Origin of the sequence: Paraburkholderia terrae, from assembly GCF_002902925.1 — a bacterium.
Classification (GTDB): domain Bacteria; phylum Pseudomonadota; class Gammaproteobacteria; order Burkholderiales; family Burkholderiaceae; genus Paraburkholderia; species Paraburkholderia terrae.
The window spans coordinates 1,439,234-1,453,556 of sequence record NZ_CP026112.1; the positions used below are offsets into that span (position 1 = coordinate 1,439,234).

Sequence of the window (14,323 nt, forward strand, 5' to 3'; positions counted from 1 at the left end):
TGTGCAATGCAGCGCAGCAAGAACACCCGATTGTCGGTCAGCACACATTCAACATCACGCGAGACACCCCTAATTCGGTTAAACCCTGTCGTGCAAGGCACAACGTCGTGTTATTGTCGTACACACACGGGTTCGAGCTTTGCTACGCGGAACTCACGTCATATCCGTTACCTTCGCGAGCGTCGCCATGAGTGATGTACGCCATCTTCTAAGCCAACGCGACCGCGTGGAGCTGCTGTGCTGGCTCACGTGCGGAAGCCTGGGTGCCTGGTATCTGAACGAGACCTGGCCCACACCGTCCTTTCACGTAGAGGCCGCGCACAAGTGGCTCGACCGGCACGGGCGCACAGCCGACTGGTTATGCATTGCGAGGCTGTCGGCCCTCGCGCTCGACATCGCGCAGCGGCATGCATCGTTTGTCGAAGCCGACTGGGCACGCGATGCCGTCGAAGAGATTCTCGACACTGACGAACTCGACGCTCAGGCGCGCCTCGTCGTCACCGTGCTCGGCGACTGCGAACGCGCACTCGCCGACAAGCGCCTCGCCGACTGATACCAGCGCACACCTGCGAACGGTACTCGCCGCGTGGTCGCGGCGCGGTCACGTTCGCCTTCATGCCTGTCTCCATACGCACGCGGCGGCGTCCCCAACGACCCGCCGCGCGTTCGCGTCACCGCGCGTAGTCGAGCTTTGGATACCAATGCGGATCGCGCCCCTCGGGCGTCATGTCGAAGATCGTCCACATCGGCATCAGATCCGGTGCGCCGCGCGGGTCCTGGCCGGGATCGACGGTCGGGAATCCCATCTCAGCCGCATAAAAATGCCGGATCGTGCCGTCGCGACGCGTGAAGACCTGAAACGCCGCGTCGTCGCCGCCGTCGTCGGAGATCGCGTCGAAGTCGCGGCTGTACTCGCCATTCACGTCCGAATACAGCTTCAGATCGCGCCAGCCGCGCTCCTTCTTGAACGCCACGAGCCGCTCGATCGGCGAACGGGCGACCACGGCCAGCGCGATGCGCTGTGCGATGTCGCGCGCCTCGCCGTCCCACGCGCTCAGTAGCGACGTACACATCGGACAAGGCCGCTCGCGCTGCGGTCCGAACATGTAGCTGTAGATCACGAGCGTGTCCTTGTCGCCGAACAGCCCGGCGAGATCGACGGGCCCCGCTTCGCCGATGAAGCGGTAATCGCCCGTCACGTCGCCGCCCGGCGGCAGCGCGCGGCGCTGTTCCGCGACGCGTTCGATGTGACGACGCAGCTCGATTTCCTCCGCGAGCAGCGCGTCGCGGGCGCGCCGGTATTCGACGCTCTCGTTCGGATAGTGCCGGCCGTTGCGCTTCGCCAGTTCGGCGGCAGGCACAAGAGAAGATGCAGAAGACATCGCGACCTCCCATTCAATTGACGAACCATGAAATCAGTCGTGTTCCGGCATGCCGAGCGGAAACAGATGACGATACGGCCGTGCTTCCTCGACGGCGCGCGCGAACGAAGGCCGCTTCAACAGACGCTTGCGATACCCAATCACGTATTCGAATTTCGGATCGATCTGGTGCGTCCACTCGGCATAGAAGAGAAACGGCGCGGCGCCGCAATCCGCGAGACTGAAGCGCTCGCCTGCCGCCCACTCGCGGTCTCTCATCGTGTTGTCGAGCCACGCATACGCGACCTCGAGCTGCGCGCGCGCATCGGCGACACCGCGCGCATCGCGTTCGCTCTCGTCGCGCAGGCTGTCGAAGACGATCTTCTGCTGCGGCGTGGCAATGTAGTTGTCGAAGAAACGATCCATGAAGCGTACTTCGAGCGCCGCGCGCGGATCGTCGGGAAGCAGTTGAACCGGGCCGGGATGATGCAAGCCGAGATGCTCGATGATGACGGTCGCCTCGGCGATCGTGCGTCCCGCGTCGACGAGCACCGGAAAGCGCCGGATGGGCCAGCGCGCAGCGAGTTCGTCCATCGCGCCGGGTTCGTCGAGCCGGCGGTAGTCGAACGGCGTGCCGTTCTCGTAAAGCGCGGTGAGCGCCTTCTGGCAGTACGAAGAAAACGGATGGGCGTAGAGCTTCAAGGTCATCGTCGTCGTCCTTGCTGGCAGATAGCGGACGATATGCCCGCTTACTGTGACGACGAGCGGTGGCGACGGGAATCGACAGTACGCGCGAAAAAACTTTTGCTGCGCTGCGGCGTGGATTGCTGGGCGCGTCACTTATCGCCGTGATTCGCGCCATCGATTCGCCGCGTCAACGCGCCCGCGCACTCACTCGCGCAGCGAGACCGCCAGCGCGCGAAGCAGCGCCGCGCCGTCGCCCTGCCACGCGCTGCCGTGCATGCACGCAAGCGTGTGCGGCTCGAGTGCGGCGAGCCGCTCCAGCATCGCGTCGCCGTGTTTCGTGTGCGAGTAGTAATCCATGCTGCGCCGGAACGCCTCGCTCGGACCGAGTATGTCCGCGCCCGTCACGGCGGGCAAGTCGGCGCCGCCTTGCGTGAACAGATCGCCGCACAGCAGCGTCTGCGTCGTCTCGTCGAAAAGCATCCCGCATTCCCATGCATGCGGCAGATGCGGCGTCGCGAGCCAGCGCAGACGGTGGCGTCCGAGATCGACGGTTTCGCCGTCTTCGAGACCGCGCGCGGGCCGATCGGCGAGATCGTCGATGGACACCAGCTTGGCGACGCCGCTGCACAGCGGCTGCGCTTGGGGCGCGGCGGTAAGCCATTCATTGAGCGAGCCGCACTCGTCCGCTTCGACATGCGAGAACGCGATATGCCGCAGCCGTTCGGGCGGCAACACTGACGCCACCGCTTCGCGCACGAGCGCGAACATCCTGCGCGGGCCGGTATGGAACAACAGCGGCGCGTCGTCGACGATCAGATACTGGTTGAAGGAGAAGCCGCCCGGCCCGCCCTCGAAGAACACAGGCGTGTTGATCCGGTAAATGCTGTCCGCGACTTCATGGACGTTGGTGCCCGACACCGCATTGGTGACCGTCATGACCCGACCTCCATGCGCGCTGCGCGCGCAACGATGCGCCGCGCCGAATACGCGCTAACCGCCTAACGCGGCGAGATTCAACTGGTACGAGCGCCCGATCCACGCCGCGCAATCGCGGTGATCGCGCAGCGCGTCGCCCGTGTTCGGATGGATGAATACGTCGAGCGCGCCGTGATTGAGCGCGAGCCATCCGAACAGTTCCGCGAGCAGTTCGGGGCCGAAAGCAAGCTGATACGACCACATCGGATGCGGACCGACGGGGCGCTCGTGAAAACGCCCCATTTGGAATCTGCCCTGAAACTGCGCTTCGATGGTTTCGCGCAGCGTCCATGCGGCGTCGCGCGTCGCCTGATCGAAGTACACATGCGCGTGCCAGCTGGCGATTGCCGTCATGGTCCGTTGCGGCCGGGGCCGTCCTTCTTTCGGGTTGTGCGAGGTTCATCATAGGCGCTCGATGGCTGTATGAACAAACCGGGATTGAACTGAGTGAGTTTTATCGAACGCCGATGCGCGATTCGATCGCCCGGATCAGCCCTTCGATCCAGCTACGCAGCCCCGCATCCGACACCGACACAGGCAGCGAGCGCGCGAGAATGCCGTACACCTGCTTGCGCTGGATCTTCGATACTTTCGCCGGCTCCAGCCAGTGCGCGTTATCGACGAGCAGCAGCAACGTTTCGAGTCCGATCACGATCGGCCACACGCACGCGAGGCGCAAGCGCAGCGAGAAACGCGGAATGGCGAGCGTGTAGTCGAGCGCGGCGCGGAAGTGATCGAGCGACTTGCGCACCAGTTCGTGCATCAAGGGTTGCGCGCGCTGCGATGCTTGCGGCTCCAGCAACATCTGCGGCGTCAGGCCGTAGCGGTCGAGCATCGTGGACGGCAGATAGCAGCGGCCGATGCGCAAATCCTTGCCGCAATCGCGCAGCACGTTGGTCATCTGCAGCGCCTTGCCGAAGCGCACGCCGCGTTCGAGCATCGTGGGCTCGTCGGTTTTCAGCGTGCCGGGCAGATGCGCGTAGGTCATCTTCGTCCAGAACTCGCCGACGCAGCCGGCGACCAGATACGTGTAGCGATCCAGTTCGTCCCATTCGCGCAGTGCGATGATGCGGCCCGAGCGTTCGTCGGGGAAGGTGCGCAGGTCGAATTCCATGCCCGTCGTCAGCGTCGTGACGATCTCGCGCACCGCGGCGCGGTCGGCCGCGTCGAGTTGCTGGAGCACGTCGAGCGCGGGCGCGATCGATTCGAGCAAGACCTTTTCATCCGATTGCGTCTGCTGGCCCGCCACTTCGTTCGCGAGGCGCTGCGCAAGCTCGCCGTCGTCGGTCGCGCCGTTGACCTGTTCGCGCAACGCGAGCAACAGCGCGAGCCGTTGTTCGGGCGGAATCAGCGCGGTATCGGCGATCGTGTCGGCGGCGCGCGCAAGCAGATACGCGAGGCCGATGGGATCGCGCATGCCGGCGGGCAGAATGCGCAACGTCAGATAGAAGGAACGGGAAACCCCTTTGAGCAACGGACCCAGCAAAAAGGCCCGAGTGGAACTGGACATGAGTTGAAGTCGATCAGGTTGAGTCCGTGCTTCAGTCGGGCACGGACGCGGTGTTGGTGTTATTCGGCGCTGCCGCATTGTATCCGGCGCGCGTGTGACGGGCTGCAAAGCGCGCTGCAAAGGCAGGTCGCGATCATTCGATGAGGCACGCATAAAACCAACACTTTGCGTCATGTCAACGCGCATTGCGATCACCTCGCGTAAGCTTTCCTGCTAGAATTCAAGCCTCAACGTAGTCGTTCTTCATCCACTCAATCACCCAAGGGAGGCATTCCATGCACGCAATGTACATCGCAGTCTCTCGCGGGATGTCGCGACGCTTCCTCTGCTCCCCTAGCTAGGTTGCCGTCCGCGCTGGCTCGCAAGCGCCCGCGCCTTTATCAGACTACCGGTTTTCTTTGTCGCCGCCGCGCGTTGGCGGGCATCGGTCGTCGACTTCCGAATCTCCTGACTGGATAGCGCTGCGCCGCCTCGCGCCGCACGCTGACATACATGGCTAGCAAAAAACTCGACTTTGGCGCGCAAGCGTTCAGAAGCGTTCTCGGCTTCACTTTCCTTCACTGGCGCAAGCAGCCCGTGCGCGTCGTCGGCATTGCGCTGTTCGCGCTGTCGGCCGCGCTCGCGGACGTGCTCACGCCGCTGTTCGCGGGCCGTCTGGTCGACGCGCTCGCATCGGGCAGCACACTCGGCAAGGACGTCGCGTCGCATCCGGCGCTGGTCGCGTTCGGCGTGCTGATCGCGCTTGGCATTGGCGGCACGTTGCTGCGGCAACTGGTCTATCGCAGCATCATCGTGATGACGCTCAAGATGATGAGTGAGATCTGCGCGAACGCGTTTCATCGCGTGCAGCGCTTTTCGACCGACTGGCATGCGAACAGCTTCGCCGGCTCGACGGTGCGCAAGATCACGCGCGGCATCTGGGCGCTCGACCTGCTCAACGACACGCTGCTGATCGCGCTGCTGCCTTCGCTGCTGATGCTCGCCGGATCGACGGTGCTGCTCGGCTTTCACTGGCCCGTGATGGGCCTCGTGGTCGGTGTCGGCTCGCTCACGTATGTCGCGGTAACGGTCGCGCTGTCGCTCGGCTACGTTGCGCCCGCCGCGCGTCTCGGCAATCTGTGGGACACGCGCATGGGCGGCTCGCTCGCCGACGCCGTCAGCTGTAACGCCGTGGTCAAGGCGTTCGGCGCGGAAGAGCGCGAGGAAAGCCGGCTAGATCGCGTGATTGCCAAGTGGCGGCAGCGCACGCGCCGCACGTGGCAGCGCGGCACGACCAATGGCGGCGTACAGGGCGGCATGCTGGCGCTGATGCAGGCGGCTATTCTCGGCGCGGCGCTGCTGCTGTGGCTGCGCGACGAAGCGAGCGTCGGCGACATCACGTATGCGCTGACCACCTTCTTCGTGCTGCAAGGCTATCTGCGCGATGTCGGGATGCACGTGCGCAACCTGCAACGCTCGGTGAACGACATGGAGGAACTCGTCGCGCTCGAACGCGAGCCGCTCGGCATCGAAGACAAACGCGGCGCGCCCGCCATCGATATCGAGCAAGGCGAAATCCGCTTCGAGCACGTGACGTTCCGCTATGGCGCGCAGCGCACGGCGCTCTACAACGACTTCTCACTGCGCATCGCGCCGGGCGAGCGGATCGGTCTCGTCGGACATTCAGGCTCGGGCAAGACGACGTTCATCAAGCTGATCCAGCGCCTGTACGATATCGACGAAGGCCGCATCACGATCGATGGGCAGAACATCGCCGACGTGCAGCAGGCGTCGCTGCGCCAGCACATCGCGATCGTGCAGCAGGAGCCCGTGCTGTTCCACCGCTCGCTGGCGGAGAACATCGCGTACGCGCGGCCCGGCGCATCGTTCGATGACATCGTGCAGGCGGCGAAGCTCGCCAGCGCGCACGACTTCATCGATGCGCTGCCGCATGGCTACGACACGCTGGTCGGAGAACGCGGCGTGAAGCTGTCGGGCGGCGAGCGCCAGCGGGTCGCGATCGCGCGGGCGTTCCTCGCCGACGCGCCGATCCTGATCTTCGACGAAGCCACGTCGAGCCTCGACAGCGAAAGCGAGGTGCTGATCCAGCAGGCAATGGAGCGGCTGATGGTCGGACGCACGACGCTCGTCGTCGCGCATCGGCTGTCGACGGTACGCGCGCTCGACCGTCTGCTAGTGCTGGACAAGGGCCGCGTGGTCGAGGAAGGCAGCCACGAGCAACTGATCCGGATTGACGGCGGCGTGTACCGTCGGCTGTTCGAACGTCAGGCGCTCGAGTTGACCAAGGGCCTGCTCGACGATGGACCGGTGCGCGGCAGCGAGCGGTTTGCCAGCGATCCGAGCCTGATCGCCGGCAAATAATCCATCGCTCTATCTGCGAGGCCGAGGGCGGTTCGATTTTTCGAACCGCCCTTTTTCATGCGCAGATGCAACAAGCCCAGACGGCTGCGGCTTGCTATCATCTGCGATTCAACGCTTCAGCGAAGCCGCTTCCGGCAACACCGCCATGACACTGCACATCGACACCCCGCTTCTCGAATCCCAACCGCTCAGCCAGCATTTGGGCCGCCGCGTGCTGCTCAAGATGGACGCGCTGCAGCCGCCCGGCTCGTTCAAGATCCGCGGCATCGGCTACGCGGCCGAAGAGCATGCGAAGCGTGGCAAACGCCGCTTCGTGTCTTCGTCGGGCGGCAATGCGGGCATCGCGGTCGCGTATGCGGGCCGCGCGCTGTCGATTCCCGTCACGGTCGTCGTGCCGCAAAGCACGGGCGAGCGCGCAAAGGAACTAATCCGCCTGCAGGGCGCGGACGTGATCGTGCATGGCGCGACCTGGCAGGAAGCGAACGCGTTCGCGCTCGAACAGGTCGGTCCCGACGACGCCTTCATCCATCCGTTCGACGATCCGCTCTTGTGGCACGGCCATGCGTCGATGATCGACGAGGTCGTGCGCGCGGGTGCGAAGTTCGATGCCGTTGTGCTGTCGGTCGGCGGCGGCGGGCTGATGGCGGGCGCTATTGAAGGGCTGCGGCGCAACGGTCTTGGCCATGTGCCACTGATCGCAGTTGAAACGGAAGGCGCGTCGTCGCTCGCGCAATCGGTGCGCGCCGGGAAGCGGATCGAGCTGCCGGGCATTACGAGCGTCGCGACGTCGCTGGGCGCGAAGCAGGTCTGCGAGCAGGCGTTCATGCTCACGCAGACGCATCCTGTCGAATGCGTGGTGGTGTCGGACAAGGAAGCCGTGGATGCGTCGCGCCGTTTCGTCGACGATCACCGTGTGCTGGTCGAACCTGCGTGTGGAGCGAGCCTCGCCCTCGTCTATCGGCAGACGGAAGCGCTACAGCGTTTCGAAAGCGTGCTCGTGATCGTGTGCGGCGGCGCGGCTACGACCGTCGAGCAACTGGAGCGCTGGCATCGCGAGATGGCGTGAGCGTCGTACGGACGTCACGCCTTCCTGACTAGCCGGTCACAGCGCGGCGATCAGCGACTCGACGCCGCGCAGGTTGTTCCGCCTGCGCCACTGCAATGCATCGAGATTCGTGAGGCGCAGTTGCGGCAGACGTGTCAGCAGCTTGTGGAGCGCGATTTCGAGTTCCATCATCGCGAGGCGCGCGCCGAGGCAGTAGTGAATGCCCGCGCCGAACGTCAGCAGATGGCCTGACGGCTCGCGGCCGATATCAAGCGTATCCGGCGCGTCGAAACGCTCCGGGTCGCGATTGGCCGAACCGAGCAGCATAAAGACGATCGAGCCGCGCGGCAGCGTCTGTCCGTCGACGTCGATATCGTCGAACGCGGTACGCACCACCATCTGCACGGCCGTGTCATAGCGCGCGCATTCGGCTACGGCCTTCGACACCAGCGACGGGTCGCCGCGCAGCCTCTCCAGTTGCGCCGGATGCCGATGCAGCGCGATCAACGCGTTGCCGAGCATGTTCGACGTGGTCTCGTGCCCCGCGACGAACAGCAAGATCACGTTTGAGATGATCTCGTCTTCCGACAACCGCTCGCCACCCTCTTCCGCCTGGATCAGCGACGACACGATGTCGTGGCCCGGCGTAGCGCGCCGTTGCGCGACCACTGCCCGGAAATACTGTTCGAGTTCGAGCGCCGCCTGATTCGCGCGCGCGAGCGCGTCGGCGGACATCGGCGCGAGATCGAACGCCGACACCAGCAGGCTCGCCGCGTCGCCGAAGCGCACGCCATCCTCGACGGGCACGTCGAGCAGCCGGCAGATGATCTGCAACGGCAGCGGCATCGCGAACTCGCTGACGAGATCCACTTCGCGCTTGCCTTGCATCGCGTCGATCAGACTGTCCGTCGTTTCTTCCGCGATGGTGCGCAGCGTCTCGATCTGCCGCGCATTGAATGCCTTCATCAGCAGCGCGCGCAGGCGCGTGTGCGTGGGCGGGTTCATCATCAGGAAAGTGCGTTCGAGCGCCTGGAACACGGGCTGCTCGCGCGCACTCTCGCCGTATCGCGCGACCACGCTGGGCATGTACGTCTTGCCCATGCGGCGGTCGGGCAGCAGCGCGTCGATGACGGCGTGACGGCCCGTCAACATGATGCTGGGCGCGAGCGGCACGAAGGCGCCCGCGCTGCGGATGCCTTCATAGAACGGATAAGGATTGTCGAAGTAGGCCGGGGACGACAGATCGGTGAATTTCATGCTTTGATGCGTGGGGCTTAAAGTTGTTGAAGGTGCAGCGTCAGTCGAGAGGATACAGCCCTCGCACGCGAGCGTGCAGACGAGCCAGCCCAAACAGCGCGTTCGCATACGGCGTATCGATGCCCGTCAACTTGCCCAACTCGCACACCGCGCCCACCAGCGCGTCGAGTTCGACCGCCTTGCCCGCTTCGACGTCCTGCAGCATCGACGTGCGCATCGCGCCCAGCTTCAGCGTCACGGCGTGGCGATCTTCGGGGGCCTGCTCGATGGGGATGCCGAAGCGCGCGCCGATGGCTTTCGCTTCGAGCATCACGCGCGTGACGAAATCGCGCGCGAGTGGGTCGCTCAGGATCTTGTCGGTGGTCGCGCCCGTGATTGCGCTGACGGGGTTCATCGTCATGTTGCCCCACAGCTTGTACCAGACGTCGCGCTGGATCTGATCCGTCGCGCTCGCATCGAAGCCGGCCTTGCGCAGCAGTTCGACGAGCGACGCCACGCGCTCGCTCGCATGCCCCGTCGCTTCGCCGACGATCAAGCCACGCCCCTGATGATGCGCGACTACGCCCGGCGCATCGACGCGGCAACTCGCATGCACAACGCATCCGAGCGTGCGCTCAGCGGGAATCGCGGCGGCAATCGAGCCGTCGGGATCGACTGAAGCGAGACGCGCACCCGCGAACTCGCCATGCAAGCCGGCACAGAACCACCACGGCACGCCGTTCATTGCCGTCAGCACGAGCGTGTTCGGGCCGAGCAGCGGCGCGATGTGTTGCGCGACGGCTGCCATGCCGGGCGCTTTCACCGCGACGATCACGAGATCCTGCACGCCGAGCGCTTCCGGTTTGTCGCTCGCCTGCACCCGGACCGCATGCGTCTCGCCGTTTTCTTTAAGGCGCAGGCCGTGTTCACGCAGCGCGTCGAGCGTCGCGCCGCGCGCAACGACGCTCACCTCGCAGCCCGCCTGGGCGAGCTTCACGCCCATCCATCCGCCGATCGCGCCGGCGCCGTAAATGCATACCTTCATCGTTGTTCTTCCTCAATCCTTGTAGCTGGCGTCGATTCTATCGACCTTGCGCACCAGCGCGTCGAACACGTCCTGCCCCGCGCCGTAGCGCACGTCGAATTGCAGCGCATCGCGCGAGCATTGCTCGGCGACCGCTTCGGGCACGGGCCGCGCGCGGCCCATCGCGAACGTCGCGACCTGAATCTCGCAGGCGCGGTTCAGCGTCCACAGAATCGCGAACGCTTGCGGCAATGTCGTGCCCCACGACAGCAGCCCGTGATTGCGCAGAATCACCGCTTGCCGGTCGCCGATGTGTTCGACGAGACGCGGCCCTTCCTCAGCGTGAATCGTGATGCCCTCGAAGTCGTGATACGCAATGCGTTCATGCAACTGCGCGCTATAGAAGTTGGTCTGCTGCAAGCCGCCTTCCGAGCATGCCACGGCGACGCCCGCCGTGGTATGCGTATGCATCACGCAATGCGCATCGGGTATGCCTTCGTGCAGCGCCGCGTGTACGGTGAAGCCCGCGGGATTCACCGGATACGTCGAGCCGTCGAGAATGCGCCCTTGCGCATCGATCTTCACCAGATTGCGCGCGGTCACTTCACTGTAATGCAGGCCGAATGGATTGATCAGGAACTGCTTCGCTCCGCCCGTCACGCTTTCGGGCAGACGCACCGTGATGTGGTTGTAGATCAGTTCGGTCCAGCCCAACATATCGAAGACGCGATAACAGGCGGCCAATTGAACGCGCGCCTGCCATTCGTCGGGATGCATCGCTGACGTGCCTGTGCCCATGCCCGTGGCCCGCTCGTCTCGCTCCATGATCTCCATCTCGTGCCTCCTTACTGGCGCGCGCCCGACCCGGCGACGTCCGCAATCGCCGACGCCACGTACGCAACGTTGTTGCGGTTCAGGCCCGCGACACACATGCGCCCCGAGCGCAGCAGATAGATGCCGTGTTCCAGGCGCAGCGTCTCGACCTGTTCGGCGGACAGTCCCGTATAGGTGAACATGCCGACCTGCGCGGTGTAACGCGCACGCATCACTTCATCGACGCGACCGGCAAGCCCTTCGTGAATCGCGTGACGCATTTCATGAATCCGCTCGCGCATCACGCGCAGTTCGTCGTCCCATGACGCGCGCAGCTTCGCGTCGCCGAGCACGCCCGCGACGAGTCGCGCGCCGTGCATCGGCGGATTGCTGTAGTTCGCGCGGATCGTGAAGGTCAGCTGGCCGAGCACGCGCTGTGCTTCGGCTGCGTCTTTGCAGAGGACGCTCAGCGCGCCGCAACGCTCGCCGTACAGCGAGAAGTTCTTCGAGAACGAGTTCGCGACGATCATCGGCACGTCGGCGTCCGCGAGCATGCGCACACAGGCGGCATCTTCTTCGAGGCCGTCGCCGAAGCCCTGATACGCCATGTCGACGAACGCGATCAGCTTGCGACGCTGCAACACGGGCACCAGCTCGCGCCATTGGTCGGCAGTGAGATCGACGCCCGTCGGGTTGTGACAGCACGCGTGCAGCAACACGATGCTGCGTTCCGGCAGCGAGTCGATCGTGTCGCGCATCGCGTCGAAGCGCAGACCGCCCGTTGCGTCGTCGTAGTACGGATAGGTGTTGACCGTGTGGCCCGCCGCTTCGAACACGACGCGATGGTTTTCCCAGCTCGGATCGCTCAGCCACACTTGCGAGCCCGCGAAGTGGCGCTTCAGGAAATCCGCGCCGACCTTCAGCGCGCCCGAGCCGCCCACCGTCTGAACCGTTGCGATGCGGCCCGCGGCGCGCGCTGCGCTGTCGGCACCGAACACGAGTGTCTGGGCGGCGTCGCGGTATTGCGGTAGGCCTGACATCGGCAAGTAAGAGCGCGGGGTGCCTTGCGCGACGATGGCCGCTTCGGCTTCGCGCACCGACGACATCACGGGCAGCGTGCCGTTTTCGTCGAAGTAGATGCCGATGCTCAGATTGACCTTGTTGGTGCGCGGGTCGCGCTGGAAGTCCTCGTTGAGGCTCAGGATGGGATCGCCAGGATACGCGGGGATGTGTTCGAACATGGTTGTGTCTCTGTCTATGTGTGCTGGATGTTGCTTGACTCTGCGAGAGGTTGCGAAGGCATGCACCGACGCATGCGAAACAGTGTGTCGAAAAGCGCGTGTTGTCACAATCAATCGATTCTGCACGATTCGTAAGTTACGCTTTAGAATCGGCGGATGGCCCTCACACGCATCACCATACGCCAGTTCGAGGCGTTTCTCGCGATTGTCGACCAGAACGGCATTGCCGCTGCGGCGCAACGGCTGGGGCTGACCTCGTCGGCCGTGAGCCAGTTGCTGGCGGAGCTGGAGCGCGAGCTTGGCTTTCGGCTGTTCGACCGCACGACACGGCGCGTGAGCCTTTCGACGGCTGGCCGCGATTTTCTATCTTCGGCGGAATCGGTGCTGCGGCATTTACGTGCCGCCGAGCAGACCGCGAGCGACATCCGCAACCGGGCGGCGGGCATCGTGCGGGTTGGCGCGCCACTGGTGCTGGCGAGCACGGCGATTCCATTTGCCATTGCGGGCTACGCGACCGAGAAGCCGAAGGTCGTGGTGCGGGTTGTTGATACGGATGTCGAGCAACTGGTGGAGCGTGTTGCGAGCGGCGACGTCGATCTTGCCGTGGGTCCCGATCGCGCGACGGGCGACCGCGTGCAGCGCGAAGCGATCTTTCAGAGCCCGTGGGTGTTGTGGTGCGCTGAGCAGCATCCGCTGGCGCGGAAAAGGCGCTTGCGGTGGCAGGATCTTCGCGGCACGCCGATCATCGCGACGGGCCGCGATCACGAAGCGAGTGTCGCGCAGATGTTGGCCGATCAGCCATCGGATGCGCGGATTGCGCCTGTTGAGGTTGTTGATAATGTGACCACTGCGTTTGGGCTCGTTGCGCAGGGGCTTGCGGTTACGCTTGCGCCGCTTTATGTGAAGCCGCTGGCGCAGACGTTTGGGCTCGTGATGCGGCGCGTTGTTGAGCCGGAGACGATTCGGGAAGTGTGTGTTTATCGTCCTGTGGATCGGTCGTTGTCGCCGTCTGCTGATGGGTTTGCGGAGTTTCTTGGGGGGTGTCTGAGAATTTGGGATCGGAGGACGCAGGGCCCCGCTGGGGTGAAGTGAAATGGCGGTGCGGTTTGGGTTTTATGCCTTTGCGGTGGCATCCGCGAGGCGGTGTTTGCTGCGCAAGCGGTTTGGTCTTTTTGCCTTTGCGGTGGCATCCGCGAGGCGGTGTTTGCTGCGCAAGCGGTTTGGTCTTTTTGCCTTTGCGGTGGCATCCGCGAGGCGGTGTTTATTGCGCAAGCGGTTTGTTTTTTTGCCTTTGCGCTGGCATCCGCGATTTGTTAGCGTGCTTCAAGCGTCGCCCCTGTGCGGGGCGGCACCTACTTTTCTTTGCCGCCGCAAAGAAAAGTAGGCAAAAGAAAGCGGCTAACACCGCCAGTGCTAGTTCTTGCCTGAGGGCCCCCGAAGGTTCTTACGCTTCACGCGGCAACTACGTGACCCACGTTCGTTGCCAATGCTCCTGCACTGCGCCTCACCCGCTTCGCGCCCCCGCGTTGCGGCACGCCGTGCCAGATAATCCACCGCCGCCCAGGTGGCAAACTGTGTGTCGGCCGTAGTACTGCACACGTCTCACTCCGGACCGATAGCGCACGCGTTCCACCCTGTAAGAGCGCCAAGCTATACGACGCGACAACCTACACACAGTTTGCCACCTGGGCGGCACATGCGATTCGCTGCCGCTAGCCCGAGTACGGGTATTCGAAGCGGGTGAGGCGCTCATTCGAAGCGTTGGCAACGCACGCAAACAGAAAGGCTGCCGTGTGAAGCGTAAGACCCTGTGGGGCCCTCAGGTAGGAAGAAATGTTGGCGGTGTGAGCCGCTTTCTTTTGCCTACTTTTCTTTGCGGCGGCAAAGAAAAGTAGGTGCCGCCCCGCACAGGGGCGACGCGTGAAGCTAGATAACAAATCGCGGCTGCCAGCGCAAAGGCTAATACACCGAAGGCAACGCCCGAAGCACGAACTCATAACGCGGATGCCAGCGTAAAGCCAAAGCAAACCACACCAGCGTCGCAGACAAAATAATCACTCCGCGTATCAG

General features: G+C 64.1%; 13 protein-coding genes. 4 read left to right on the forward strand and 9 right to left on the reverse strand.

The annotated features are described in order from the left end of the window. The first annotated feature begins 187 nt into the window (after window positions 1-187). Window positions 188-553 carry a hypothetical protein gene (locus C2L65_RS22660; RefSeq protein ID WP_042314839.1) on the forward strand — a complete coding sequence of 122 codons (366 nt, stop codon included), beginning with the start codon at window positions 188-190 and terminating at the stop codon, window positions 551-553. A gap of 118 nt (window positions 554-671) precedes the next feature. Here C2L65_RS22660 and C2L65_RS22665 read toward each other — a convergent pair whose 3' ends face one another. From C2L65_RS22665 to C2L65_RS22685, 5 genes are all read right to left on the reverse strand, one after another. Then, window positions 672-1,382, reverse strand: a complete 711-nt coding sequence (locus C2L65_RS22665) for a DUF899 family protein (protein WP_042314838.1) — start codon at window positions 1,380-1,382, stop codon at window positions 672-674. Window positions 1,383-1,415: 33 nt separating this feature from the next. After that, complete coding sequence (locus C2L65_RS22670) at window positions 1,416-2,069, reverse strand: glutathione S-transferase family protein (protein WP_042314837.1); 654 nt, start codon at window positions 2,067-2,069, stop codon at window positions 1,416-1,418. A gap of 183 nt (window positions 2,070-2,252) precedes the next feature. Continuing rightward, a complete protein-coding gene (locus tag C2L65_RS22675; protein ID WP_042314836.1) occupies window positions 2,253-2,984 on the reverse strand; it encodes an FprA family A-type flavoprotein in 732 nt (243 codons plus the stop codon). A 54-nt stretch (window positions 2,985-3,038) separates the two neighbouring features. Then, window positions 3,039-3,377, reverse strand: a complete 339-nt coding sequence (locus C2L65_RS22680) for a DOPA 4,5-dioxygenase family protein (RefSeq protein ID WP_042314835.1) — start codon at window positions 3,375-3,377, stop codon at window positions 3,039-3,041. Between the two features lie 100 nt (window positions 3,378-3,477). Further along, window positions 3,478-4,533 carry a phytoene/squalene synthase family protein gene (locus C2L65_RS22685; RefSeq protein ID WP_042314834.1) on the reverse strand — a complete coding sequence of 352 codons (1,056 nt, stop codon included), beginning with the start codon at window positions 4,531-4,533 and terminating at the stop codon, window positions 3,478-3,480. A 492-nt stretch (window positions 4,534-5,025) separates the two neighbouring features. Here C2L65_RS22685 and C2L65_RS22690 point away from each other — a divergent pair, with 492 nt between their 5' ends. Further along, complete coding sequence (locus C2L65_RS22690) at window positions 5,026-6,894, forward strand: ABC transporter ATP-binding protein (protein WP_042314833.1); 1,869 nt, start codon at window positions 5,026-5,028, stop codon at window positions 6,892-6,894. A 145-nt stretch (window positions 6,895-7,039) separates the two neighbouring features. Next, window positions 7,040-7,960, forward strand: coding sequence for a pyridoxal-phosphate dependent enzyme (locus tag C2L65_RS22695; RefSeq protein WP_042314832.1), 921 nt, complete (start codon window positions 7,040-7,042; stop codon window positions 7,958-7,960). A gap of 36 nt (window positions 7,961-7,996) precedes the next feature. Here C2L65_RS22695 and C2L65_RS22700 read toward each other — a convergent pair whose 3' ends face one another. From C2L65_RS22700 to C2L65_RS22715, 4 genes are read right to left on the reverse strand one after another with little or no spacing between them, the layout of a single operon-like run. Next, entirely contained in the window at window positions 7,997-9,196 is a 1,200-nt protein-coding gene (locus C2L65_RS22700; RefSeq protein ID WP_042314831.1) for a cytochrome P450, read from the reverse strand. Window positions 9,197-9,236: 40 nt separating this feature from the next. Then, on the reverse strand, window positions 9,237-10,220 hold the full coding sequence (locus tag C2L65_RS22705; protein WP_042314830.1) for a 2-dehydropantoate 2-reductase: 984 nt from the start codon (window positions 10,218-10,220) through the stop codon (window positions 9,237-9,239). Window positions 10,221-10,232: 12 nt separating this feature from the next. Then, window positions 10,233-11,033, reverse strand: coding sequence for a class II aldolase/adducin family protein (locus tag C2L65_RS22710; RefSeq protein ID WP_042314829.1), 801 nt, complete (start codon window positions 11,031-11,033; stop codon window positions 10,233-10,235). A gap of 11 nt (window positions 11,034-11,044) precedes the next feature. Then, complete coding sequence (locus C2L65_RS22715) at window positions 11,045-12,253, reverse strand: amino acid aminotransferase (RefSeq protein WP_042314828.1); 1,209 nt, start codon at window positions 12,251-12,253, stop codon at window positions 11,045-11,047. A 156-nt stretch (window positions 12,254-12,409) separates the two neighbouring features. Here C2L65_RS22715 and C2L65_RS22720 point away from each other — a divergent pair, with 156 nt between their 5' ends. Then, on the forward strand, window positions 12,410-13,345 hold the full coding sequence (locus C2L65_RS22720) for a LysR family transcriptional regulator (protein ID WP_042314827.1): 936 nt from the start codon (window positions 12,410-12,412) through the stop codon (window positions 13,343-13,345). Window positions 13,346-14,323 lie beyond the last annotated feature (978 nt).